Origin of the sequence: Stenotrophomonas nitritireducens (assembly GCF_050984405.1) — a bacterium.
GTDB lineage: Bacteria > Pseudomonadota > Gammaproteobacteria > Xanthomonadales > Xanthomonadaceae > Stenotrophomonas > Stenotrophomonas nitritireducens_B.
In genome coordinates, this window is the sequence record NZ_CP158790.1 from 2,771,737 (window position 1) to 2,794,148 (window position 22,412).

20 protein-coding genes and 2 pseudogenes are annotated in these 22,412 nt (G+C 72.0%); 5 read left to right on the forward strand and 17 right to left on the reverse strand.

Annotated features, from left to right (window positions below):
* The first annotated feature begins 18 nt into the window (after window positions 1–18).
* From ABTV91_RS12295 to ABTV91_RS12305, 3 genes are all read left to right on the forward strand, one after another.
* Window positions 19–567 carry an RNA polymerase sigma factor gene (locus tag ABTV91_RS12295; RefSeq protein WP_433851700.1) on the forward strand — a complete coding sequence of 183 codons (549 nt, stop codon included), beginning with the start codon at window positions 19–21 and terminating at the stop codon, window positions 565–567.
* Window positions 560–1,543, forward strand: a complete 984-nt coding sequence (locus ABTV91_RS12300) for a hypothetical protein (RefSeq protein WP_433851701.1) — start codon at window positions 560–562, stop codon at window positions 1,541–1,543. Before ABTV91_RS12295 ends, ABTV91_RS12300 begins: the two co-directional genes overlap by 8 nt.
* A gap of 66 nt (window positions 1,544–1,609) precedes the next feature.
* On the forward strand, window positions 1,610–2,587 hold the full coding sequence (locus ABTV91_RS12305; RefSeq protein WP_433851702.1) for a C13 family peptidase: 978 nt from the start codon (window positions 1,610–1,612) through the stop codon (window positions 2,585–2,587).
* Between the two features lie 181 nt (window positions 2,588–2,768).
* Here the strand turns inward: ABTV91_RS12305 and ABTV91_RS12310 are convergent, their stop codons facing one another.
* Window positions 2,769–3,293, reverse strand: a complete 525-nt coding sequence (locus tag ABTV91_RS12310) for a hypothetical protein (protein WP_433851703.1) — start codon at window positions 3,291–3,293, stop codon at window positions 2,769–2,771.
* Between the two features lie 89 nt (window positions 3,294–3,382).
* On the opposite strand from ABTV91_RS12310, the gene ABTV91_RS12315 reads away from it, so the two are divergent.
* Window positions 3,383–3,847: a YciI family protein gene (locus ABTV91_RS12315; protein ID WP_433851704.1), complete on the forward strand. Its 465-nt coding sequence runs from the start codon at window positions 3,383–3,385 to the stop codon at window positions 3,845–3,847.
* Window positions 3,848–3,856: 9 nt separating this feature from the next.
* Here the strand turns inward: ABTV91_RS12315 and ABTV91_RS12320 are convergent, their stop codons facing one another.
* The 11 genes from ABTV91_RS12320 to hisS all read right to left on the reverse strand — a co-directional run bounded on the left by ABTV91_RS12320 (window position 3,857) and on the right by hisS (window position 14,469).
* Window positions 3,857–5,383 carry a calcineurin-like phosphoesterase C-terminal domain-containing protein gene (locus ABTV91_RS12320; RefSeq protein ID WP_433851705.1) on the reverse strand — a complete coding sequence of 509 codons (1,527 nt, stop codon included), beginning with the start codon at window positions 5,381–5,383 and terminating at the stop codon, window positions 3,857–3,859.
* Window positions 5,384–5,498: 115 nt separating this feature from the next.
* Window positions 5,499–6,134: a bifunctional phosphoribosyl-AMP cyclohydrolase/phosphoribosyl-ATP diphosphatase HisIE gene (gene hisIE, locus ABTV91_RS12325; RefSeq protein WP_433851706.1), complete on the reverse strand. Its 636-nt coding sequence runs from the start codon at window positions 6,132–6,134 to the stop codon at window positions 5,499–5,501.
* Window positions 6,124–6,900 carry an imidazole glycerol phosphate synthase subunit HisF gene (gene hisF, locus ABTV91_RS12330; protein ID WP_433851707.1) on the reverse strand — a complete coding sequence of 259 codons (777 nt, stop codon included), beginning with the start codon at window positions 6,898–6,900 and terminating at the stop codon, window positions 6,124–6,126. The genes hisIE and hisF overlap by 11 nt, the downstream gene beginning before the upstream one ends.
* Window positions 6,894–7,628: a 1-(5-phosphoribosyl)-5-[(5-phosphoribosylamino)methylideneamino]imidazole-4-carboxamide isomerase gene (gene hisA, locus ABTV91_RS12335; protein WP_433851708.1), complete on the reverse strand. Its 735-nt coding sequence runs from the start codon at window positions 7,626–7,628 to the stop codon at window positions 6,894–6,896. Before hisA ends, hisF begins: the two co-directional genes overlap by 7 nt.
* Window positions 7,625–8,227 carry an imidazole glycerol phosphate synthase subunit HisH gene (hisH, locus tag ABTV91_RS12340; RefSeq protein WP_433851709.1) on the reverse strand — a complete coding sequence of 201 codons (603 nt, stop codon included), beginning with the start codon at window positions 8,225–8,227 and terminating at the stop codon, window positions 7,625–7,627. Before hisH ends, hisA begins: the two co-directional genes overlap by 4 nt.
* A complete protein-coding gene (gene hisB / locus ABTV91_RS12345) occupies window positions 8,224–9,297 on the reverse strand; it encodes a bifunctional histidinol-phosphatase/imidazoleglycerol-phosphate dehydratase HisB (RefSeq protein ID WP_433851710.1) in 1,074 nt (357 codons plus the stop codon). The genes hisH and hisB overlap by 4 nt, the downstream gene beginning before the upstream one ends.
* Window positions 9,294–10,376 (reverse strand): histidinol-phosphate transaminase, encoded by a 1,083-nt coding sequence (gene hisC / locus ABTV91_RS12350; protein WP_433851711.1) that lies wholly within the window; start codon window positions 10,374–10,376, stop codon window positions 9,294–9,296. Before hisC ends, hisB begins: the two co-directional genes overlap by 4 nt.
* Window positions 10,373–11,668, reverse strand: a complete 1,296-nt coding sequence (hisD, locus tag ABTV91_RS12355) for a histidinol dehydrogenase (RefSeq protein ID WP_433851712.1) — start codon at window positions 11,666–11,668, stop codon at window positions 10,373–10,375. The genes hisC and hisD overlap by 4 nt, the downstream gene beginning before the upstream one ends.
* The gene (hisG, locus tag ABTV91_RS12360) at window positions 11,665–12,576 is read right to left on the reverse strand and encodes an ATP phosphoribosyltransferase (protein ID WP_433851713.1); all 912 of its coding nucleotides are present in this window, start codon (window positions 12,574–12,576) and stop codon (window positions 11,665–11,667) included. Before hisG ends, hisD begins: the two co-directional genes overlap by 4 nt.
* 10 nt (window positions 12,577–12,586) lie before the next feature.
* Window positions 12,587–12,913 carry a YerC/YecD family TrpR-related protein gene (locus ABTV91_RS12365; RefSeq protein ID WP_433851714.1) on the reverse strand — a complete coding sequence of 109 codons (327 nt, stop codon included), beginning with the start codon at window positions 12,911–12,913 and terminating at the stop codon, window positions 12,587–12,589.
* 137 nt (window positions 12,914–13,050) lie between these two features.
* Window positions 13,051–14,469 (reverse strand): histidine--tRNA ligase, encoded by a 1,419-nt coding sequence (gene hisS, locus ABTV91_RS12370; RefSeq protein ID WP_433851715.1) that lies wholly within the window; start codon window positions 14,467–14,469, stop codon window positions 13,051–13,053.
* A 108-nt stretch (window positions 14,470–14,577) separates the two neighbouring features.
* Here hisS and ABTV91_RS12375 point away from each other — a divergent pair, with 108 nt between their 5' ends.
* Window positions 14,578–15,336, forward strand: coding sequence for a Crp/Fnr family transcriptional regulator (locus ABTV91_RS12375; RefSeq protein WP_433851716.1), 759 nt, complete (start codon window positions 14,578–14,580; stop codon window positions 15,334–15,336).
* Between the two features lie 178 nt (window positions 15,337–15,514).
* Here the strand turns inward: ABTV91_RS12375 and ABTV91_RS12380 are convergent, their stop codons facing one another.
* From ABTV91_RS12380 to ABTV91_RS12400, 5 genes and pseudogenes are all read right to left on the reverse strand, one after another.
* Window positions 15,515–15,832, reverse strand: a complete 318-nt coding sequence (locus ABTV91_RS12380) for a hypothetical protein (protein ID WP_433851717.1) — start codon at window positions 15,830–15,832, stop codon at window positions 15,515–15,517.
* A 168-nt stretch (window positions 15,833–16,000) separates the two neighbouring features.
* Window positions 16,001–17,300, reverse strand: a pseudogene (gene thrC / locus ABTV91_RS12385) (threonine synthase).
* A gap of 189 nt (window positions 17,301–17,489) precedes the next feature.
* On the reverse strand, window positions 17,490–18,425 hold the full coding sequence (locus ABTV91_RS12390; RefSeq protein ID WP_433854177.1) for a homoserine kinase: 936 nt from the start codon (window positions 18,423–18,425) through the stop codon (window positions 17,490–17,492).
* Window positions 18,426–18,436: 11 nt separating this feature from the next.
* Window positions 18,437–20,948: pseudogene (gene thrA, locus ABTV91_RS12395) on the reverse strand (bifunctional aspartate kinase/homoserine dehydrogenase I).
* Between the two features lie 508 nt (window positions 20,949–21,456).
* Window positions 21,457–22,389 carry a DMT family transporter gene (locus tag ABTV91_RS12400; RefSeq protein ID WP_433851718.1) on the reverse strand — a complete coding sequence of 311 codons (933 nt, stop codon included), beginning with the start codon at window positions 22,387–22,389 and terminating at the stop codon, window positions 21,457–21,459.
* Between the last annotated feature and the right edge of the window lie 23 nt (window positions 22,390–22,412).

Below are 22,412 nucleotides of genomic sequence, written 5' to 3' on the forward strand. Positions count from 1 at the left end.
CCACCCACCCTCCAGGACATGAAGGCCGCGACCCTCCCGTTGGACATCGCCCGGCAGGTACAGGAAGCCCGCCGCGGGTCGCAGGCGGCGTTCGCCTGGCTTTACCGCACTTTCGCCCCGCTGGTGCATGCCATCCACCTGGGCATGGCGCCGCGCGCGCGGGCCGAGGAGCTGACCCAGGAAACCTTCGTCATCGCCTTCGGCAGGCTGGAGCAGCTGCGCGAGCCGGCGCGCTTCGGGCCGTGGATCGCGATGATCGCGCGCCGGAACCGGCCCGCCGCGGCCATCGACGAACGCGCGCTGGCCGACGCGGACGAGCCGGTGTGGCCGGGCGCCGGGCCGGAGGCGATGGCGCAGGCGGGCCAGGCGCTGCATGCGATCCGCCGCCTGCCCGAGGCCTACCGCGAGACCCTGATCCTGCGGCTGGTCGAAGGCCTCAGCGGCCCGGAGATCGCCAGCCTCACCGGACTGACCCCGCAGTCGGTGCGGGTGAATCTTCACCGCGGCATGCAGCGGCTGCGCGATGCGCTGGGCGTCGCCCGGCAGGAGGAAACGAGCGATGGTTGAGACACCCGATCCGCTGTGGGACCCGGACCTGCCCGGCGACGGCGAACTCGAGCGCCTGGCGGCGATGCTGGCCGCCTACCGTCATGTTCCCGGGCCGCTACCGGCCGCGCCTGCGCCGCGCCGGCGGCGCCTCCTTCCCTTGGCCGCGGCCGCGGCGCTGGCCGCGTGCATGGCCGCCGTCGCCGCGTGGGTGCCGTGGCGCCTGCACTGGAGCGAGCACCGGCAGTGGGCGATCGAGGCCGATGCACGTACCTTGCCGGCGGCGCTGGCGGTCGGGCAGACGCTCACCACGGCGGCGACGCAGTCGGCGACGCTGCGGGTCGCGCGCATCGGCCAGATGGAGGTGATGCCGCACACGCGGATCCGGCTCTCCGATACGCGCAGCGGCCACCACCGCCTCGAACTGCTGGAAGGCCGCGTCCGCGCGCGCATCTGGGCGCCGCCGGGCCATTTCGGCATCGCGGCCGGCGCCAGCGAAACCGTCGACCTGGGATGCGAATTCGAGATGAGCCGCACGCCGCGGGGCGACGGCACGATCCATGTCACCAGCGGCTGGGTCATGCACAGCGTGGAAGGACAGGAAACCCTGGTGCCGGCCGGCTCGACGCTCGACTTCACCGCCGAACGCAGCGGCATTCCGCTGGCGGCGGGCGCCAGCGCCGGGTTCCGCGCGGCCATCGCCGGGTTCGACCGGGCGATGGCGGCGGGACAGCGCCCCGCCGGCGCCGAGGCGCTGATCGCCCGCGAGGCGACGGCCGCCGACCGGTTCGCCCTGCTCACCCTGCTCACCCGTTACCCGGCGCTGGCCTCCGGGCCGCTCTACCCGACGCTGGCGGCGATGTTCGACACCCCGCCTCCACCCGGACACCGCGCGGCGTGGCTGCGCGGCAGCGTGCACGCCATGAACCTGTGGTGGGAGCAGATCCCGCGCCCGCCGAAGGCCTGGTGGCTGAACTGGCGCGACGCGCTGGGCTGAGCGGCAGCGGTTCCCTCTTCCCGCCGCCAGCGCATAGGATCGTCCCGTTCCGCCCACGCCGCTTCCATGCCCGCAGCCGCCACCGCCCTGATCCGCCTCGCCCGGCATTCGCGCGCCATCGCACTCGCCTGCGCCCTGGTCTGCGCGATCTGGCCGGCGCTGGCGCAGACGCCGGATGCCCCGCCCTGGGAACCGACCACGCCGAAGCTGGAGGGCGCGCAGCTGGCCCTGCTCGATGCGGCGCTGGCGCGGCTGCCGCCGCAGCGTCCGGGCGTGACCGACCTGTACGTGCTGGGCGTGGCCGGCGACGCCGACGAGGACGTGTTCCGCAACGAAGTGGCCTACCTGCGGCAGCTGTCGGCACGGCGCTGGAATGCGGCCGGACGCATGCTGGCGCTGGCCAACCAGCCGGGCCCGCTCACCAGCGAGGGCGCCCTGCCGCTGGCCACCTACGAGAGCATCGGCTACGCGCTGGACGGGCTGGGACAGGTGCTGGACCCGCGCGAGGACGTACTGTTCCTGTACCTGAGCAGCCACGGCCTGGACGACAGCAGCGTCTACCTGCATACCGGCCCGGATCAGGAGGACTACCTGGCCCCGGAGGATCTGGCGCAGCTGCTGGACGAGGCGAAGATCGGCAATGCGGTGATCGTGGTCTCGGCCTGCTATTCGGGCGGTTTCGTGCCGGTGCTGAAGGCACCCGATCGCATGGTCATCACCGCCGCGCGCCGCGACCGCCCCTCCTTCGGTTGCGGCAACAGCGACAGCGCCACCTGGTTCGGCCGCGCCTTCCTGGTCGAGGCGCTGAACGCCACCGACGATTTCGCCGCCGCCTACGGCATGGCCCGCGACACCGTGCGCCGCCGCGAAAGGCAGGAAGGCGAACGGCCCTCGCACCCGCAGTTCGCCGCCGGCGCCGCGATCGCACCGGTGCTGGCGCGCTGGCGCGCCGGGCTGCCGGCGAGCGCGCCGGTACCGTATCCGTTCGTGCACGCGCCACCAGCCGGCGGCAATACGGCGCCGGCCGGCACCAGGTCGCGCTAGCTAGACAGCCGGCACACGTGCCGCCGGATCAGCGCGGCTGCGCCGCCGGGCCGGGCGCCTGCAGGCGCATGCCCTCCACCGCTTCCTCGTGCGCACGCGTGGGGGCCACGGCTTCCGGCGCGATGGCGCGCGCGCGATCGCGCGCGGCTCAGCAGGGTGATGGCGTGGGCCAGGACGGAGGTCATGCTGCCGGCGGGGTCGCCACGCGCCACGCGGTGGCCGCTGCTGCGCGGCTGCTCGGCGGCGGTTTGCAGGGGCGCTCCGCCACCGTGCCGCGCACCGTGACGCGGTCGCCGGTGCGCACCAGCGAACCGAGCCGCAGCGTGTATTCGGCTTCCGCCGGCAGGTTGATGCGGGTGTCGTAGCCCTGGTCCATCACGAACAGCGCGTCGGAGGTCGTCGGATCGCCGTCGCCTTCGTCCTGCACGAACCAGCCTACCACCCGGCCGCGGTTGCCCTCGCCCAGCGTCTCGCCCATGGCCTGGGCGACGTCGTCGCCGTCGCCCATCAGGCTGCGCACGACCACGCCCTCGATGACCACATCCTGCCCGGAAAGCGGGCTGGCGGCCCCGGCCCCCTGCACCCGGCCGATCAGCACGCGGTCGGCATCCATCGGCTCGGCCGTTCCCTGCGCGTCTTCCAGCGAGGGCAGGCGGCAGGCGCCGAGCGCCAGGACAAGCAGGACGGGCGCTAGGGTACGGAGCATGGGCATGCAGCGGATCGCCGTTCGGGAGAGCCGCAGTGTAGCGGCCGCTCTGCGCTACGATGCCGGCACATGCTCCTGGGGAAAACGCCATGACCGTCCCGCGCGCCGGCCTGCTCGCCGCCCTGCTTCTGTCCGCCCTGCCGATGGCAGCGCACGCGGCGGAGCCACCGGCGTACGACGCGGCGCTGGCAGCGAAGTTCGGCGCCGACGAGCGCGGCATGCGCGCCTACGTGCTGGTCATCCTCAAGACCGGGCCGAAACCCATGCCGGCCGGACCGGAGCGCGATGCGATGTTCCGCGGCCACTTCGCCAACATGCAGCGGCTGTCCGACGAGGGCAAGCTGGTGCTGGCCGGCCCGCTGGACGGCGTGGACGGCTGGCGCGGACTGTTCGTCTTCGCCGTGGCCGACATCGAGGAAGCGCGCCGGCTCGCCGCGACCGACCCGGTGCTGGTCAACGGCGAGATGGTGGCCGAATACCACGCCTATTACGGCAGCGCCGCGTTGATCGGCCTGCCCGACGTACACAGGCGGCTGCAGCGCCCGCAGCCCTGAGCCCCGCGCTCAGGGGCGCGCATCCTCCAGGCGGTACGTCGTGCGGCTGCGGTACTCGCGGCCGTCGAGCGTGGCGCGCACATCGACGCTGTGCTCGCCCACCTCCAGCTTCGTCGGCAACGCCGCGCGCCACAGGTGCGAGGACGGCGTGGCCTCGGGCGAGCGGTCGTAGCCGCGCAGTCGCGCGGCTTGGTCGTCGGCCACGTTCTCGGCCAGCAGCCGCGGGTCGGGCTGCTCCACGCGCTTCATCGCCTGCCAATCGCCGCCATCGACGCGGAACTCCACCGGCACCCCGTCGTGGCCCATGTACACGTTGGCGTATACGCCCCACGCCGGGTACGCGCCACGGCGCAGCACCCTGGGCGCATGCAGGGCGATCTGCTCGTCCTCCGGCGCGCGCGCGGCGCGATATTCCACGCTGTAGCGGCCCTGCGGCTGCACGTTGAGCAGGCCATAGCCGTTGGGCGTGCCGTCGGACATGGTGGTGTCGGGGATGCCCTGCGCATCCTTCACCCCGGACCAGAACGCGCCGCAGGCCGCGCCTACGTTGTACTCGTGCAGCGGCCGGGCGCCGTTCCAGCCCTGCGCCGCGTTCCAGAACACCTGGTTCTGGTTGTGGGTATGCCCGCTCAGGACCAGCGGGTGCTCCACCTTTTCCAGCAGCGCGAACAGGCGCGCGCGGTCTTCGGCGCGGAACGCGTGGTCGAACAGCGGGATGTGCAGGCCCAGCACCACCAGCCGGTCCTTCGGCACCGTCGGCAGGTAGCGTTCGAGGAAGGCGAACTGGTCCTCGCGCAGGCCGCCGACATAGGCTGGCTTCTGCCCCGGCCGGGCGACGACGTCGTCCAGGCCGATGAACACCATCGACGGCTCTTCCCAGGCATAGGTGTCCGGGCCGAGCTGGCGATGGAAGCTGTCCAGCGACGCGGCATCGCTCTGCGCGCCCAGGTCCATGTCGTGGTTGCCGGGCACGTGCAGCCACGGCACGCCGAGCGAGGTCACCGCCCTGACCAGCAGCGGGTACAGCGCCGGATCGTCGTTGGTGATGTCGCCCAGGGTCATGCCCAGCCGCGCGGAGTGACGGCCGCGCAGCGGCGCGACGATGTCGCGCTCGAAGTAATCCACGTCCAGCGGGCTGGAAGTCTGGCTGTCGGCCATCACCAGCGCCTGGAAGCTGGCCGGCGCGTCCGGCTGCGGCACCAGCGCGAACGGCCGGCACTGCCCGCCTTCGCTTTCGCCCGCGCGCGGGCGCCAGATGTCCGGCAGTCCGTCGGCGCGCGATGCGGCGCGACGGCCGGCGGGCTTGATGACGAACACCGTGGGCTGCGCCGAGTCCGACAGGCGATAGCGGCCGTCGCGGCCGGTGATGGCGATGTGCTCGCCGTCGGAAACGCGGATGCCCTGCAGCGGCCGCTCGGCGGCGTCGCGCACACCGTTGCCGTTGGCGTCATCGAATACCAGGCCCTCCACGCAGGAAGCGGCCGCGGTCAGCGGTGCGCAGGCCAGCAGCAGGCCGGCGAGCAGGGAATGGCGCATGGAAGCCTCGTCAGGCGAACGGACAGGCCGCCATTATCGCGCCGCCATGCGGCACGCGCATGGCGACGGGTTTGCCCTGGACGGCGGATCGGAGGCAGGCCAGCGCGCCCGCGCCTCAGCCCGCCGCCTTCTCCGCCGCCCGCGCGTGGCGCTGCTCCAGCACCGCCACCGCGTCGTCCAGCGACAGGCCGCGAGCGCGCAGCAGCACGATCAGGTGGAACAGCAGGTCGGCCGATTCGCCCAGCAGCTCGTCGTCGCGCTGGACCACGCCGGCCAGCGCGGTCTCCACGCCCTCCTCGCCCACCTTCTGCGCGATGTGGCGCGTGCCCTTCTCGAACAGTTTGGTGGTGTAGCTGTTGAGCGGGCGGTCGTGCTCGCGCTGCCGCACCAGCGCGTCCAGCGCGCCCAGGAACTGTCCCGGCGCGTCGCCGAAGCAACTGGTGCTGCCGGTGTGGCAGGTCGGCCCGTGCGGGCGCGCGGTAACCAGCAGGGTGTCGGCGTCGCAGTCGGCGCGGACCGCCACCAGCTCCAGGTGGTTGCCCGAAGTCTCGCCCTTGGTCCACAGGCGTTGCCGGCTGCGGCTGAAGAAGGTGACCCTGCCGCCCTGCAGAGTCCGGTCCAGCGCGGCGCGGTCCATGTAGCCGAGCATCAGCACGCGCAGCGTGGCCGCGTCCTGCACCACGACCGGCATCATCCCGCCGACCTTGTCCCAATCCAGCGCGGCCGGGTCGAAGGGGGTTTCAGTAGACATCGCGTACCTCGATCTGTTGTCCGCGCAGGAAGCGCTTGAGTTCCGGAATGGCGATGGCGCCGGAGTGGAACACGCTGGCCGCCAGCGCGCCGTCGACGTCGGCCTGCTCGAACACATCGGCGAAATGCCGTGGCTCGCCGGCACCGCCGGAGGCGATCAGCGGCACGCCGCACAGGGCGCGGGCCTGGCGCAGCTGGGCGATGTCGTAGCCCTTGCGCACACCGTCGCTGTCCATGCAGTTGAGCACGATCTCGCCGGCGCCGCGCTGCTGCGCTTCGCGCAGCCAGTCCAGCGTGAGCCGCGCTTCGGCGCGGGTCTTTGCCGGATCGCCGGTGTAGGAGCGCACCCGCCATTGCCCGTCCGGCTCGTGGATGGAGTCGATGCCGACCACCACGCATTGCTGGCCGAACGCCTCGGCCAGCTCGCCGATCAGCGCCGGCCGTTCCAGCGCCGGCGTGTTGATCGAGATCTTGTCGGCGCCGGCATTGAGAATGCCGCGCGCGGTCTCCACGTCGCCGATGCCGCCGGCCACGCAGAACGGGATATCGATCAGGCGCGCGACGCGCTCGATCCAGGCGCGGTCCACCGAACGCCCTTCCGGGCTGGCGGAGATGTCGTAGAACACCAGCTCGTCGGCGCCGGCGTCGCGGTAGCGCAGCGCCAGCTCGACGATGTCGCCCATGTCGACGTGGTCGCGGAAACGCACGCCCTTGACCACGCGGCCCTCGCGCACGTCCAGGCAGGGAATGATGCGGCGGCTCAGCATGCCAGCGCCTCCTGCAGTCGCAGCCGGCCTTCGAGCAGCGCCTTGCCCAGCACTGCGCCGGCGCAGCCGGCCGCGCGCGCCGCGGCCACGTCGGCCACGTCGCGCACGCCACCGGACGCCTGCACCGCCACGCCGGGCAGCAGCCGCGACAGGTGCGCATAAAGCTCGAGATTGGGGCCGGACAGCATGCCGTCGCGGGCGATGTCGGTGCACAGCAGGTGCTTCATGCCGGCCTGCGCATAACGCACGGCGAGTTCGTCCAGGGTGACGTCGGCGGTCTCGGTCCAGCCGTGCACCGGCAGGCGCCACACGCCATCGTCGCCCTGCCGCGTGTCCAGCGCGATGGTCAGCCGCTCCGCACCGAATTCCTGCAGCCAGGCCAGCACCTGCGCGGGCTCGCGCACCGCCAGCGAGCCGATCACCACGCGGCTGGCGCCGGCCTCGAGGATGCGCGCCACGTCGTCGCGGCCGCGCACGCCGCCGCCGGTCTGCACCTTGAGCGCCGTGGTCGCTGCGACCTGCGCCAGCAAGGGCGCCAGCGTGTAGCCGCCGGCGCGGGCCGCATCCAGGTCGACCAGGTGCATCCAGCGCGCGCCGGCCGCGGCGAAGGCCTGCGCGCGCGGCAGCGGATCGTCGCCATAAGTGGTCTGCTGCGCGTAGTCGCCCTGCAGCAGGCGCACCACCTGCCCGTTGCGGATGTCGAGCGCGGGATAGACGGTGAAGCTCATGAAAAGTCGGTCTCGATGAAGTTGCGCAGGATGCGCGCGCCCGGCCCGGCCGAGCGTTCGGGATGGAACTGTGCGCCGCACAGCCGGCCGCGCTGCACCACTGCGGTGAACAGGCCGCCGTGGTGGCAGGCCGCCACCGTGTCGGAGGTGACCGGCGCGGCATAGCTGTGCACGAAATAGGCGCTGGAACCGGCCGGCACGCCGTCCAGCAGCGGCGATTCGCGCAGCGCCAGCAGCTTGTTCCAGCCCATGTGCGGCACGCGCACACCCACCGCTGGATGCAGGCGGCGCACCACGCCCGGCAGCAGGCCCAGGCCGTCCACGCCGCCCTCCTCCGAACGCTCGAACAGCAGCTGCATGCCCAGGCAGATGCCCATCAACGGCTGCTGCAGTTCGCGCAGCGGCTGCACCAGCCCCTGTGCGTGCAGGCGGCGCATGCCCTCGGCCGCGGCGCCGACGCCCGGCAGGATCACCCGCGACGCAGCGTCCAGATCGGAAGGCCCGCGCACCATGCGCACGGCCACACCCAGCCGTTCCAGCGCATAACGCACCGAACCGAGGTTGGCGCCGCCGGCGTCGATCAGGCCGACCGTGGTCACAGCGCCCCCTTGGTCGAAGGCAGTTCGGTGCCCTCGCGGCGGATCGCCTGGCGCAGGGCGCGCGCCAGCGCCTTGAAGCAGGCCTCTACCTTGTGGTGGTCGTTGTCGCCTTCGACCTTGAGGTTGAGGTTCAGCCCGGCCGCGTCGCACAGCGAGCGGAAGAAATGCGGCACCAGTTCGGTCGGCATGTCGCCCACCCGCTCGCGCCTGAACGCGCCCTCGAATACGAAGTACGGGCGGCCGCTGAAATCCAGCGCGGCGCTGGCCAGGGTCTCGTCCATCGGCAGGGTGAAGCCGTAACGGCCGATGCCGCGCTTGTCGCCCAGCGCCTCGCGCAGGGCCTGGCCCAGGGCGAGCCCGGTGTCCTCGATGGTGTGGTGTTCGTCGATGTGCAGGTCGCCGCGCGCCTGGATTTCCAGCGCGAACCCGCCGTGTCGGCCGATCTGGTCGAGCATGTGGTCGAAGAACGGCAGGCCGGTGTCGATCTTCGACGCAGCAACCCTGTCCAGATCGACGGATACGCGGATCTGCGTTTCCTTGGTATCGCGCTGCACGGTGGCACGGCGCGGCGCGTCGGCCAGTTCATGGGCGATGCCGTCCCAGTCCCACTCGCCGCCGAACTGCGCGGTGCGCAGCTGGAAGCCGCGGATCCTCATGTTGTCGGCGAACTGGATGTCGGTGGGCCGGTCGCCGACCATCGCCGAGCGCGCCCAGTCGATGGAACGGTCCTGCAGGTACGGCAGCATCATGCCGATGCCCGGCTTGCGGTTGGGGCTGTTGTCGGCCGGCCAGCTCGGGTCGACCAGCACGTCGCGGAACACGATGCCCTGGCTGGCGAAGATCTGCAGCATCAGGTCGTTGGGGCCGTCGAAACTGGCCTGCGGGTAGCTGTCGCTGCCCAGCCCGTCCTGGTTGGAGACGATGACGAACTGGTAGCCGGCGTCGCGCAGGCGCAGCATCGCCGGGATGACGTTGCGGACGAAGCGGATCTTCTCGTAGGCGTCGATCTGGAAATCGGCCGGCTCCTCGATCAGGGTGCCGTCGCGGTCGACGAACAGGATGGGGGTCATGCGGCAGGCTCCAGGGTGGCAAGCACGCCCAGTACGCGCGCGTTCTGTTCGGGGGTGCCGAGGGTGATGCGCAGCGCATCGTGCAGCAGCGGCGCTGCGCGCTGGTCGCGCACCACCACGCCGGCGACCAGCAGCCGTTGGAATGCGGCCTCGGCATCGACGAAACGCACCAGCAGGAAGTTGGCATCGGAGGCGTAGACCCGGCGCACGCCGGGCAGGACCGCCAGCGCGGCGCGCAGGCGCTCGCGCTCGACGCGCACCAGGTCGATGCGCTCGCGCGTGCGCGCCAGCGCGGCGTCATCCAGCCCGGCCAGGGCCAGCGCCGAACACGGCGCCGGGACCGGATACGGCGCCTGACAGCGGCGCAGCACCGCGACCAGGTTGGCGTCGGCGATCACGCAGCCGATGCGCGCGGCCGCCAGCGCATGCGCCTTGGACAGCGTGCGCAGCACGGCGATGTTGTCGTGGCGCGGCAGCAGGCTCACCGCCGAGGCTTCGTCGGCGAACTCGGCATAGGCCTCGTCCACCACCACCAGCGCCTGCCCGCGCAGCGCGCTGGCCACCTGTTCGACCTGCGCCAGCGGGATGCTCCGGCCGCCGGGATTGGAGGGCGAGCACAGGAACACCAGCCGCGCATTGCCATGCTTCGCGGTGGCGATGATGGCCTCGATGTCCGGCACCAGACCGGCCTCGCCGTCGCGCAGCGGCACTTCCAGCGCCGGCGCGTTCTGCAGCCGCGCGCTCACCGCGTACATGCCGAACACCGGCGGCGTATACAGCACGCCATCGCGGCCGGGCACGCACAGCGCGCGCACCAGCAGGTCGATGGCCTCGTCGCTGCCGCGGCCGATCAGCAACTGCTCGGCCGTGCAGCCATAGAGCATGGCCAGCCGTTCGCGCAGCGCCTGCGGCTGCGGTTCGGGATAGCGCCGGCAGGTGGCCGCCGCGTCGCCCGGGTTCGCCCATGCCGATTCGTTGGCGTTGAGCCAGATCTCGCCCTCGAGCCTGGCGCTGCGCGCGGAGGAGTAGCCGGCGAAACCGCGCAGGTCCTCGCGCACCAGGTCGAGCACGCCGTTCATGGCGCCGCTCCCAGCCGCAGCGCGACCGCGTTGGCGTGCGCGTCCAGTCCTTCGGCGCGGGCCATGACCAGGGCGCACGGGCCGATGCCGGCGATGCCCTCGGCGCTGGCCGCCTGCACGCTGATCTGGTTCTGGAAACTGGCGACGCTGACGCCGCTGTAGGCGCGCGCGGCGCCGGCGGTGGGCAGCACGTGGTTGGTACCGGAGCAGTAGTCGCCCAGCGCTTCGGGCGTGTAGTCGCCCAGGAACACCGAGCCGGCCGCCTCGACGCGGTCCAGCCAGTCGTGCGGCCGGCGCAGCGCCAGGATCAGGTGCTCGGGCGCGTAGCGATTGGAAATGGCGAACGCCTGTTCGATCGATTCGACCTTGACCAGCAGCGAGGCCGCCAGCGCCTGCCGGGCGATGGCTTCGCGTGGCAGCCGCGCCACCTGCCGTTCCACCTCGTCCTGCACCGCGGCGATCAGCGCGGCATCGTCGCTGAGCAGCAGCACCTGCGAATCCGGGCCGTGCTCGGCCTGCGACAGCAGGTCGGCGGCGACGAAGGCCGGGTTGGCGCCGGCATCGGCGATCACCAGCACTTCCGACGGTCCGGCCGGCATGTCGATGGCCGCGGCACCGGCCTGCGCCACCTGCTGCTTGGCCTCGGTGACGTAACTGTTGCCCGGCCCGAACAGCTTGTCGCAGGACGGCACGGTCTCCGTGCCCCAGGCCATCGCCGCGATCGCCTGCGCGCCGCCGATCCTGTAGACCCGGTGCACGCCGGTCAGGCGCGCGGCCACCAGCACCGCCGGATCGGCGCTGCCATCCTTGCGCGGCGGGGTGCACAGCACCACTTCGCGGCAACCGGCCAGCTTCGCCGGCACGCCCAGCATCAGCGCGGTCGACGGCAGCGGCGCGCTGCCGGCCGGCACGTACAGGCCGACGCGGCCGATCGGCCGGATGATCTTGCCGCAGGTCACGCCCGGCGCGGTTTCCAGCGAATACGGCTGCGCCATGCCGGCGCGGTGGTAGGCATCGATGCGCGCGGCGGCCTGCTGCATGGCGATGCGCAGTTCCGCCGGCACCGCCCGTTCGGCGGCGGCGAACTCGGCCTCGCCCACTTCGAAGCGTTCCAGCGCCACGCCGTCGAAACGCGCGGTGATCTCGCGCAGGGCAAGGTCGCCGGCACCACGCACCTGTTCGATCAGCGACGCGACCGCGACGCGGGTCTGCGCGGCCACGGCCTGTACCGGCCGGGCCAGCGCGCGCGCCTGCGCGTCGGCATCCAGTGCGTTCCAGTCGAGGATGTTCATGCCAGCGACTTCTCCACCGCCAGCACCATCAGCCCCTGCGCGCCGGCCCGCTCCAGTTCCTCCAGCCGCTGCCAGCTCAACGCGCCGTTGCACATGGTCTGCAGGCGCACCGCCCCGCCCGTGTCCGGCAGGCGCAGCAGCGGTTCGGCATCGGGCAGCAGCCGCGCCAGTTCGTCCACGCGTTCCTCGGCGGCGGAGAACATCAGCAGCTTGCGGTCCTGCACCCTGCTCAGGCCGTCCAGGCGGCGCAGCAGCATCGCCATCAGGCCGGCGCGGGCGTCGTCCAGTTCGTGCGCCGGCCCGGCCAGCACGGCCTCGCTGTCCAGCAGCGTTTCCACCGGCTTGAGCTGGTTGGCCGCGAGCGTGGCGCCGCTGGAAACCAGGTCGCAGATCAGGTCGGCGGTGCCCAGCTTCGGCGCGATCTCCACCGAGCCGGACAGCTCGACCACCTGCGCATCCACGCCCTTGTCCTTCAGCCATGCGGCGAGGATGGCCGGGTAGCTGGTGGCGATGCGCTTGCCGGCCAGCTGCGCCGCCCCCTGCCAGTCCCATTCCTCGGGCACGGCGATCATCAGCCGGCACTGGCCGAAACCGAGGCCGCGCAGCGGCTGGTAGGCATCGGGCAGGCCGATCTGGCGGCGCGCCTTGGCCTGCTCGTCCAGCTCGTTGAGGCCGACCACGCCCAGGTCGCAGACGCCGTCGGCGATCAGCCCCGGGATGTCGTCGTCGCGCACCAGCAGCAGGTCCACCGGCAACGATTCGCCGAAGCAGAACAGCTTGTCGCGGCTCTGCCGCCAGCTCAGCCCGCAGGCGGCCAGCAGGCTGCGCGCCGGGTCGGCCAGGCGCCCGCTCTTCTGGATGGCGATGCGCAGCCGGTCGCGGGCCGGCGCGGAGGTGGAAGCACTCATGGGTCTTGTCTCAGTTGGATTCGGCTTTGCGCGCGGACAGGCGCTCGATGGCGGCGGCGTAACCGCCCGCGCCGTGCTCGAGCGAGCGCGCCACCCGGCCGATGGTGGTCACGCTCACCCCGGTCAGGTCGTAGATTTCGCGGTACGGCACGCCCTTGCGCAGCAGCGGCACCACCCGCCAGCGGTCGGCCATGGCCTCCAGCTCGGCCGGCGTGCACAGGTCGCGCAGGAAGGCCTGCACGTCCTGCGGCCGCTCCAGCGCGGCGAACGCGCGCGCCAATGCCTTGAGGGAAGCGTCGGAAGCCTTTTCGCGGTCGGAGTCGGGGCGCGTTTTCATACGTACCAATGTAATAGCGTGCTAATACATTAATCCAGACTGGAGCGCCCGGTCAAACGCCGCTGCGCGGGCTGCCCTCCGGGCAAAAGAAAAGGCCCCGCGGTGCGGGGCCTTCCGGTTCGGGCTCGGTGGGACGCTCAGCGCGCCATGGCGCGGGCCTGCTCCAGCTCCACCTGCAGCGTGGAGGCCAGCTCGTCGCGGGCGACCTCGAACTGCTGCTCGCGCAGCAGGTCCTTGACCGCGACCACCCCGCGCGCCAGTTCATCCTCGCCGGCCAACACCACGAAGCGGATGCCGGCCTTGGCCGCGTACTGGAACTGCTTGCCGATCTTCTTCGGCTCCATCTGCACTTCGGTGTTGATGCCGCCGGCACGCAGGCGGCGGGCGATGTCCAGCGACTGCGGCATCGCCGCCTCGTCCATCAGCGCCACCATCGCCTGCACGCTGCTCTCGGCGATGCCCTCGATCAGGTTGGCCTCGCGCAGCTGCCAGAACAGTCGGGTCAGGCCGATGGAGATGCCAACGCCCGGCAGCTTCGACCTGGTGTAGTGGCTGGCCAGGTCCTCGTAGCGGCCGCCCGAGCAGATCGAGCCGATCTGCGGGTGGTCCAGCAGCGTGGTCTCGTAGACGGTGCCGGTGTAGTAGTCCAGGCCGCGGGCGATGGAGAAGTTCAGGCAGTACGCGCTTTCCGGCACGCCCAGCGCCTTGACCAGCTCCAGCACCTCGCGCAGCTCGGCGGCGCCGGCGCGCAGCGATTCGCTGGCGGCAGCGCCGGCCTCGGCCAGCACCGCGTCGATCTTCGCCAGCGCGTCGGCGTGCGACTGCGAGCGGACCTCGACGAAGGCGAGGATGCGCGCCACCGCTTCGGCCGGCAGGCCGAAATCGGGGCCAACCAGCGTCTCGCGCACGTAGTCGGCGCCGCGCTTGTCGAGCTTGTCGACTTCGCGCAGCACCAACGCCTGCTGCTGCGGGTCGGACACGCCCTGCGCCTCGAAGAAGCCGCGCATCAGCTTGCGGTTGTTCAGCTGCACCGCGAAGCGGCCGATGCGCAGTTCGGAGAACACCGCGTGGATCACCGCCAGCACTTCGGCGTCGTAGCGGATGCTCAGCGCGTCCTTGCCGATCACGTCCACGTCGCATTGGTAGAACTCGCGGAACCGGCCGCGCTGGGCGCGTTCGCCGCGGTAGACGCGCTGCATCTGGTAGCGGCGGAACGGGAAGGTCAGCTCGTGCTCGTGCTCGGCCACGTAACGCGCCAGCGGCACGGTCAGGTCGAAGCGCAGCGCCATTTCGGGCAGCGCCTTGTCGCCGCCCGCTTCCGCCGAACTGGCGGCGTTGGCCAGCGCGCCGGTGGACTGCACGAAATACACCTGGCGCTCGGTCTCGCCGCCGGACTTGGTCAGCAGCACGTCGGACAGCTCGAACACCGGGGTCTCGACCGGCAGGAACCCGAAGCGCTCGTAGTTGCGGCGGATGACGTCCAGCATGCGCTGGAACGCAATCTGCTCGCGCGGCAGCAATTCCATGATGCCGGGCGGCGTACGGGGCTTGATCACGGGCGAAACTCCTGCAAACGGTGGGGGTGAGCGGACGCCAATTCTAGCGCCACGCCGCCCGGCCGACCGCATGAAGTATCATGGGCGCACGTCCCCCGCCCCGAAGCCATGATCCGGTCCGTCCCCGGTTCCGAGCCAAATTCCGCCTTGCCCTCCGTTTCCGAAGGAAGCGGCGCGCGCGAGTGTCTGCAGTGTTCGGTGCGGCATCTGTCGGTGTGCTCGGCGCTGTCCTGCGACGAGGTGCAGGCGCTGGAGCAGATCACCGCGTCCATGCCGGTGCCGATGGGTACCACCCTGGCCCGCAGCGGCGAACCGCGCGCGCATGTGTTCACCGTGACCGAAGGCGCGCTGCGGCTGGTGCGCACGCTGGCCGACGGCCGCCGCCAGGTCAACGGCTTCGTGCTGCCCGGCGACTACGTGGGCCTGAGCGGCAGCGACCACCACCGCTACGACATCGAGGCCATCGCCGAGAGCCGCGTGTGCCGCGTGCCGACCTCGCAGATGCGCGATCTGCGCCAGCGCTTCCCGCACCTGGAACGCAAGCTGCTGCAGCGCGCCTGCCAGGAGCTGGACGCCGCCCAGGACAACGCCCTGGCGCTGGCGCGGCTGCAGCCGCCGGAACGGCTCGCCGATTTCCTGCTGCGCCTGGCCGCGCGCGAGGCCATGCAGGGCCAGGTCGGCAACCGCGTGGCGCTGCCGATGGGCCGCGGCGACATCGCCGACCACCTCGGCCTGACCATGGAAACGGTCAGCCGCACCTTCACCAAGCTGCGCCAGCAGGGCCTGATCGCGCTGCCGCACCTGAACGTGGTCGAGATCCTCGACTTCGCCGGCCTGCAGAAGCTGGCCAACGACGACCTGGGCTGACCGCCCGCCCTGCGTTTGACGTCCCCGGCGCGGCCCTGCAAGCTGGGCGCGACCGCCGCGACACCGCTGCGGCAGACCCGGGAGGCCTCATGTCGCGTGCCATCGCCACACTGCTCTCCATCGCCATCGGCATCGGTTTCGTGCTGCTGGTCCTCTACGCCTGGCCGCTGATCGCCGCCTACAACATGGTTCCGGCGCGGCTCGCGCAGGCCGGGCTGTCCGGCACCGCCTGGTATGGCGCGACGCTGCTGCAGGACTTCGTGATCAACCTGCTGCTCGCCCTGCCCGCCGCCTGGCTGCTGCTGCGGCTGGGACGCAGCCGGCTCCGGTTCCACTGCGCGCTGGCGACCCTGGTGTTCGCCACCGCCTTCACCGCCGCGTCGGGCCTGCCGGTGTTCTCGGCCAGCGGCTTCATCGCCGCGGGCTGGCTGCTGATGCTGGCCGCGCTGCCGTGGCGACCTGGCTGCTCAGCCTGCCCGGGCGCGGCAACCGGCACGACCGCTCGGGCGACCTGCCCCGCCCCGCGCCGCCTGACCCGGACCGGGCCTGGCGCCATTTTGACCAGGCCGGCGCCAAGGCCCGCCGGCACTGGCCGGGCGGGCAGTTGTCCACAGGCTTTCCTCGCCGCCTTCCACATCCGCTGTGGACAACGCGGCGGCGACGGTCAGCCCAGCAGCCTGTCGCGCAGCGCCGCGTATTCCGGCGCGCAGGGCTCGGCATGGGCCGGGCGCCGCAGCAGTTCCGCCAGCGCCGGCGGCACCGGCACCTCGGCGCCGATCAACGGCTCGACCACCGTCTCGAACTTGGCCGGGTGGGCGGTCGCCGCCACGGCCCCAATGTTCGTGCGCCGCCGCCTCGCCGCTGGCGCGCAGCTGCTCCAGCACCCGTACCGCGGTGGCGGTGTGCGGGCAGAACACTTCGCCGTGCCGCAGGTGGCGGGCGGCGATGGTGTCGCGGATGGCGTCGTCGTCCACCGCGCGCGCGATGAACTGCGCGCGCAGCACCGCGTCGTCGCCGGCATGCAGCCAGCGCAGCCGTTCGAAATTGCTGGGCGCGCCCACGTCCATCGCATTGGCGAGCGTGGCCACGCTGGTGCGGGCCTCGTACCCGCCGCCGGCGAAGTAGTCCGGCAGTACGCGGTTGGCGTTGGTGGCCAGCACGATCCGCCCCAGCGGCACGCCGAGCGCGCGCGCCATCACCGCCGCCATCGCGTTGCCGAGATTGCCGGTGGGGACGACCACGTTCAGCAGCGAATCGTGCGCGGCGCGGTGCGTCAGCGCCGCATGCGCGTAATAGCTCATCTGCGGCAGCAGGCGGCCGAGGCTGATGCTGTTGGCCGAACTCAGCGGCACCTGCGCCTGCAGCCCGGCGTCGTTCAACGCCTGCTTGACCATGGCCTGGCAGTCGTCGAACGAACCGGCCACGCGCAGCGCGCGGATGTTGCCGCCCAGGCAGCCCAGCTGGTGCGCCTGCCGCGGCGACACGCGCCCGTCCGGATACAGCACCACCACCTCCAGGTTGGGCTGGTTGTGGAAGGCGGCGGCCACGGCCGCGCCGGTATCGCCGGAGGTGGCGACGACAATCGTCAACGGCCGCTCCTGCCCCGCGCGCAGCCGCGACAGGCTGGCGGCGAGGAAGCGCGCGCCGAAATCCTTGAACGCGGCCGTCGGGCCATGGAACAGCTCCAGCACATGGTCGTTGCGGGTCGCCAGGCGCCGCAGCGGCGCCGGGAAGTCGAAGGCTTCGGCGCAGATCCGCGGCAGTTCCGCTTCCAGTCCGTCGCCGGCGAAGAACGGCTGCAGCAGCGTCGCGGCGGTGTCGGCCAGCGTATCGCCGGCCTGCAGGGCGCGGGCCGGCGGCATCTGCTGCGGTACGTACAGGCCGCCGTCGGGCGCGAGGCCGGCGGCGATGGCCTGGCTGAGCGTGGCGGCGGGTGCGTTGTTGCGGGTAGAGATGAAGTGCATGGGAAAGGTTCCGGATGGGACTGTTCTGTGGGGCGCCGTGTCTGCCCTTCTGCCTTCGGGAGCAGCCCGGCAGGAGCCCGAAGGGTGAGCTGCAAGGTGCCCCGAATTTGTGGATGAGGGTACGGGCGCACGACTTCGCCCGTGCCCTCACCCCAACCCCTCTCCCGATGGGAGAGGGGCTTCAGGGCTTCAAAGCAGGTGCGCGCCCGGGCTGTCCAGCGGGGTGACCCAGCTCTGGCTGCCGAAGCCGGCGGCGGCGAAGGCGGACTGCACCTTCGACGCGGCGGCCTCCGCTGCTTCGCGCGTCTCGAACCACGCGAATACGCTGGGTCCGGCGCCGGAGATGCTGGCGCCCATCGCGCCGGCCTCCAACGCGGCCTGCTTGGCGGCGTCGAAGCCGCCGATCAGCGGCGCGCGGCGCGGTTCGACCAGCACGTCGCGCAGGCCGGCGCGCACCAGCCCGGCGTCGCCGGCATGGCAGCCGGCCAGCACCAGCGCCAGGTGGGTGCTCTGCGCCACGAATTCCTTCAACTCGTAGCTGCCCTGCAGGGCGGCGCGCGCGCGGCGGGTTTCCAGCAGCGCATCCGGATGCACCAGCAGGCTGTGCCATTGCCCGGGCACGGGCACTGGCACCAGCCGCTCCAGCGTGGACAGCACCAGCCCGCCAAGGAACATCGGGCCGAGGTTGTCGCCATGGCGGCTGCCGCTGGCCACCGCTTCGCCTTCCAGCGAATGCAGGTACAGCTGCTCGCGGCTCAACGGCGCATCCAGCAGGGCGTTGGCCGCCACCAGCGCGGCCACGCACGAGGCCGCCGAGCCGCCCATGCCGGAGCTGAGCGGTATGCCCTTGTCGATCTCGATCTCGAAGCCGAACGGCAGCGCCAGCGCCTGGCGCAGCGCGATCAGCGCCGCGCCGGCGGTATTGCCGGCCGCCTCCGTCGGCAGCTCGGCGGTGGTGCCGCGGATCGCCGCGATGCGGACCTCCCGTGCCGCGATGCGCCGCACCGTCACCGTATCGCCGACGCCGGCCACGGCATAGCCGAGCAGGTCGAAGCCGACCGCCACGTTCGCCACCGACGCCGGCGCGAAGGCGCGCGCCTCGCGCCGCCCGGCACCCTCCTGCATTGCCTGCCCGCTCACAGTCGCGCTCCCTCCCCCGCGGCCACGCGCAGCACGTCGGCGAACACGCCGGCGGCCGTCACCTCCGGGCCGGCGCCCGGCCCCTGCACCACCAGCGGATTGTCGCAGTAGCGGCGGCGGTGGTGAACTGCACCACGTTGTCAGTCAGGCGCAGGTTGGCGAAGGCGTGGTCGCCGGGCAGTTCGACCAGGCCGACCGTGGGCCGCTGCCCCGGTTCGAAGCGGGCGACGTAGCGCAGCACGTTGCCGCGCGCGCGCGCATCGGCCAGGCGCTGGCCAAAACCGCCATCGACCTCGTGCAGGCGCGCCATGAAGTCGTCCACGCCGCCCTGCTGCAGCGCCTCGGGCACCAGGCCTTCGATCGCCACGTCCTCCAGGCTGAGCGCGTGTCCGGCCTCGCGCGCCAGGATCACCAGCTTGCGCGCCACGTCCACGCCGGACAGGTCGTCGCGCGGGTCCGGTTCGGTGTAGCCCATCGCCCGCGCCTGCGCGACCAGCTGCGAGAACGGCGCGCTGCCGTCGTACTTGTTGAACAGCCACGCCAGCGTGCCGGAGAAGATGCCGGCGATCGCGGTGACCTCGTCGCCGGTATCGACCAGGTCGCGCAGCGTGGTGATGACCGGCAGCCCGGCGCCGACCGTGGCCTCGTAGCGGAAGCGCGCGCCGGTGGCGGCGGCCGCCTCGCCGATGGCCTGGTAGCGCGCCAGCGGACCGGAACCGGCCTGCTTGTTGGGCGTGACCACGTGGATGCCGGCGGCGAGCCAGCCCGCATAGCGATCGGCCACCTCCGGGCTGCCGCTGCAGTCGATGATCAGGGTATGCGGAAGGCGCGCGGACAGCAGGTGCTCGGTGAAGCGATCCAGGTCGGCCGGCTGCGCGGCGGCCTCGAACGCGGCCTTCCAGTCGCCCTGCACGCCGCGCGTCTCCAGCAGCATGCGGTTGCGCGACAGCACCGCGCGCAGGCGCAGGTCCAGCTTCGCCCGCGCCAGCAGCTGCGGCTGGGCCGCGCGCAGCTGTTCCAGCAGCGCGGCGCCGACGTTGCCCGGACCGATCACGCCCACCGAGAACGTCTGCGGCGACAGCCAGAACCCGGCATGCGCGGCGCGCAGCGCCTTGCGTTGGTGCGTCGCGCGCGTCGATGGCCACCGAGATGTTGCGCTCGGACGAGCCCTGCGCGATGGCCAGGATGTTGACCTGCGCCCGCCCCAGCGCCTCGAACAGGCGCGCGGCCCACGCCCGGCTGGCCGGCCATGCCGTCGCCCACCGCGGCCAGCACGCTCACGCCTTCGGTCAGCTGCACGCGCTGCACCTGGCCGGCGGCCAGTTCGTGCGAGAACGCCTGCACCAGCGCGTCGCGCGCGCGCGCCGCCTCGGCCTGGCGCACCACGCAGCAGATCGAATGCTCGGAGGAGCCCTGCGAGATCATCACCACCGACACGTGCGCGTTGCGCAGCGCCGCGAATACGCGCTCGGCGGTGCCGGGCACGCCGATCAGGCCGGTGCCCTCCACGTTCAGCACCGCCAGGTCCGGGCTGAGCGTCAGGCCCTTGATCGGCCCGCGGCCGGCGCTGACGGCGGTGATGCGGGTGCCGGGGTGGTCGGGCTGGAAGGTGTTGCGGATGATGATCGGCAGGCCGCGTTCGATCGCCGGCGACATGGTCTGCGGGTGCACCACCTTGGCGCCGAAATAGGCCAGTTCGCAGGCCTCGTCGTAGCTCAGCGCCTCCAGTTGCACCGCTTCCGGCACCACGCGCGGATCGGCCGAGAGCACGCCGTCCACGTCGGTCCAGATGTGCAGTTCGTCGGCGGCGAACAGCGCGGCGAAGATCGCACCGGAAAAATCGCTGCCGTTGCGGCCGAGCGTGGTGATGTTGCCCTTGCGGTCGCGCGCGACGAAGCCGGTCACCACCAGCCGCCGCGCCGGATGCGACTGCCGCCACAGCGCCAGCCTGGCCGCGCTGGACTTCCAGTCCACGTCCACGCCGAGCTCGCCGTGGTCGACCACCAGCACGTCGCGCGCGTCCAGCACGTCGGCATCCTCGCCCAGCGCCTGCAGGTGGTGGCCGAGCAGGTGCGCCGAGAACACTTCGCCCAGGCCCTGCACGCGGTCCAGCACTTCCTGCGGCAGTTCGCCGATCACCGCCAGCGCGGCGAGGATCTCGCGCAGGCGGTTGAAGCGCGCGTCCAGCCACTCGATGGTCGGGCCGGCGTTTTCCGCCAGCAGCGCCACCGCCGCCGCGCGGTGGCGGGCGCGCAGCTCGTGCCAGCGCTCGTCCCAGGTCGAATCGGCGGCGGCCGCCAGCCGGGCCAGGTCGATCAGCGCGTCGGTCACGCCCTTCATCGCCGACACCACGGTGACCTGCACGTCCTCCTCGCGCACCAGCAGCAGCTGCGCCACGTGGCGGTAGCGGTCGGCGTCGGCCACCGAAGTGCCGCCGAATTTGTGGACGACGGTGCGCACGGCGGCGTCCGTGGCGGGGGCAAGGGGTGAAGCGGCAACTGGCGACATCGGATGAACCTCGGCTGGAGGCCCCGACACGCATCAGGATGGGAGCCCCCGCATCCTGATCCGGGTGCGGGGCCGTGGTTTTCGGAAACTACGCGAAGACGACGGGCCGCACCGGGCGAGTGGTGACGGTAATGATGGTGGTGGTAATGGACATGCGCCCGCCGGTGCACGGCAGCGCGCCTGCAGGCGGCTGGGCGATGGCGAAGAGGGACGAGCGCGTGTTCATGCGGTCAAGAGGACACCAGCGGTGAATGCGCTGTCAAGTGTTGCGGTGCAAAAGATTACCTGCAGTCATCGTCGGCGAACCTGCAGGCATCGGTTGCATATGTCATCAACACCCATCATCGGCCATCTATCCGGCAAACATCGGCGAAAACACCGTTTTCGCCCGCCGGGAAGCGGCACCGACACGCACCTTCGTTGGCGCCGCAAGCCACCCTTGCCGCCGCAGCAGTGTGGACCTGCACGCCAGGAACTGCGCGGAACACGCGCGCCCCGACGGCGATGATCAGTGGGGAGCGACCGCCTCCGTGGCCGGCCGGTGCGCCGCCGCACTGAGCACGACGCCGGCGAGCAGGCAGCCGGCGGCCAGCATTTCCAGCGGCAGCGGCCAGCGCTGCTGCCAGAGGAAGCCGTAGAGCAGGCCGAACAGGGTCTCGAATACGATCATCTGCCCGCCCAGGGTGAGCGGCAGCGCCCGGCTGGCGCGGTTCCAGCAGGCGTTGCCGAGGATCGAGGCCAGCACCGCCACCGCCGCGGCGATCAGCCAGAACTGCCCCCATTCGGCCGCAGGACGCCCCTGCCCTCCGCCGGCGAACGCCAGTGGCGCGACCAGCAGCGCCAGGGCGCCCGTGGCCACGCCGGTCAGCAGCGACCAGTCGTGCCCGGACACCTCCGGGCAACGCGCCAGCCAGCGCGCATTGCCCACCGAGTACACCGTCCAGGACAGCAGCGCGCCGACCGCGCACAGCAGGCCGACCAGGCGCTGCCCGGCGCCGGTGTGCACATGCGAGGACGCCATCGCCGCCCAGCCCATCAGCACTACCCCGGCCACGCACAGAGCCAGCGCCGGCGCCAGTTTCGACAGCGGCACCGCGCCCGGCTCGCGCGACGCGGTGACCGCCACCAGCACCGGCACCATGCCGACGATCAGCGACGCCGCCGCGCCGCCGCTCCACTGCACCGAAACGGACAGCAGCACGTAATAGAGCAGGTTGCCGAGCAGGCTGAGCCAGGCCAGCGCGCCCCATTCGGCGCGGCCGATGCGCGAACGCAGCGCCGGCCAGCGCGGCACCAGCAGCACCAGCGCGATGGCGCCGTAGACCAGGTAACGCGCGGCCGCCAGCTGCAGCGGCGCGAATCCGGCCAGCATGGCCGGGGCCAGGAACACCACGCCCCACAGCGCCCCGGAGGCCACGCCGTTGGCGATCCCGACACTCATCGAACGACTCACGCCTGCGGTAC

What these genes read in the sequence shown, in the direction of transcription:
- ABTV91_RS12295 (WP_433851700.1), top strand. Translation starts at nt 19, where the DNA reads ATGAAGGCCGCGACCCTCCCGTTGGACATCGCCCGGCAGGTACAGGAA.
- ABTV91_RS12300 (WP_433851701.1), top strand. Translation starts at nt 560, where the DNA reads ATGGTTGAGACACCCGATCCGCTGTGGGACCCGGACCTGCCCGGCGAC.
- ABTV91_RS12305 (WP_433851702.1), top strand. Translation starts at nt 1,610, where the DNA reads ATGCCCGCAGCCGCCACCGCCCTGATCCGCCTCGCCCGGCATTCGCGC.
- ABTV91_RS12310 (WP_433851703.1), bottom strand. Translation starts at nt 3,293, where the DNA reads ATGCTCCGTACCCTAGCGCCCGTCCTGCTTGTCCTGGCGCTCGGCGCC.
- ABTV91_RS12315 (WP_433851704.1), top strand. Translation starts at nt 3,383, where the DNA reads ATGACCGTCCCGCGCGCCGGCCTGCTCGCCGCCCTGCTTCTGTCCGCC.
- ABTV91_RS12320 (WP_433851705.1), bottom strand. Translation starts at nt 5,383, where the DNA reads ATGCGCCATTCCCTGCTCGCCGGCCTGCTGCTGGCCTGCGCACCGCTG.
- hisIE (WP_433851706.1), bottom strand. Translation starts at nt 6,134, where the DNA reads ATGTCTACTGAAACCCCCTTCGACCCGGCCGCGCTGGATTGGGACAAG.
- hisF (WP_433851707.1), bottom strand. Translation starts at nt 6,900, where the DNA reads ATGCTGAGCCGCCGCATCATTCCCTGCCTGGACGTGCGCGAGGGCCGC.
- hisA (WP_433851708.1), bottom strand. Translation starts at nt 7,628, where the DNA reads ATGAGCTTCACCGTCTATCCCGCGCTCGACATCCGCAACGGGCAGGTG.
- hisB (WP_433851710.1), bottom strand. Translation starts at nt 9,297, where the DNA reads ATGACCCCCATCCTGTTCGTCGACCGCGACGGCACCCTGATCGAGGAG.
- hisC (WP_433851711.1), bottom strand. Translation starts at nt 10,376, where the DNA reads ATGAACGGCGTGCTCGACCTGGTGCGCGAGGACCTGCGCGGTTTCGCC.
- hisD (WP_433851712.1), bottom strand. Translation starts at nt 11,668, where the DNA reads ATGAACATCCTCGACTGGAACGCACTGGATGCCGACGCGCAGGCGCGC.
- hisG (WP_433851713.1), bottom strand. Translation starts at nt 12,576, where the DNA reads ATGAGTGCTTCCACCTCCGCGCCGGCCCGCGACCGGCTGCGCATCGCC.
- ABTV91_RS12365 (WP_433851714.1), bottom strand. Translation starts at nt 12,913, where the DNA reads ATGAAAACGCGCCCCGACTCCGACCGCGAAAAGGCTTCCGACGCTTCC.
- ABTV91_RS12375 (WP_433851716.1), top strand. Translation starts at nt 14,578, where the DNA reads ATGATCCGGTCCGTCCCCGGTTCCGAGCCAAATTCCGCCTTGCCCTCC.
- ABTV91_RS12390 (WP_433854177.1), bottom strand. Translation starts at nt 18,425, where the DNA reads ATGCAGGAGGGTGCCGGGCGGCGCGAGGCGCGCGCCTTCGCGCCGGCG.
- ABTV91_RS12400 (WP_433851718.1), bottom strand. Translation starts at nt 22,389, where the DNA reads ATGAGTGTCGGGATCGCCAACGGCGTGGCCTCCGGGGCGCTGTGGGGC.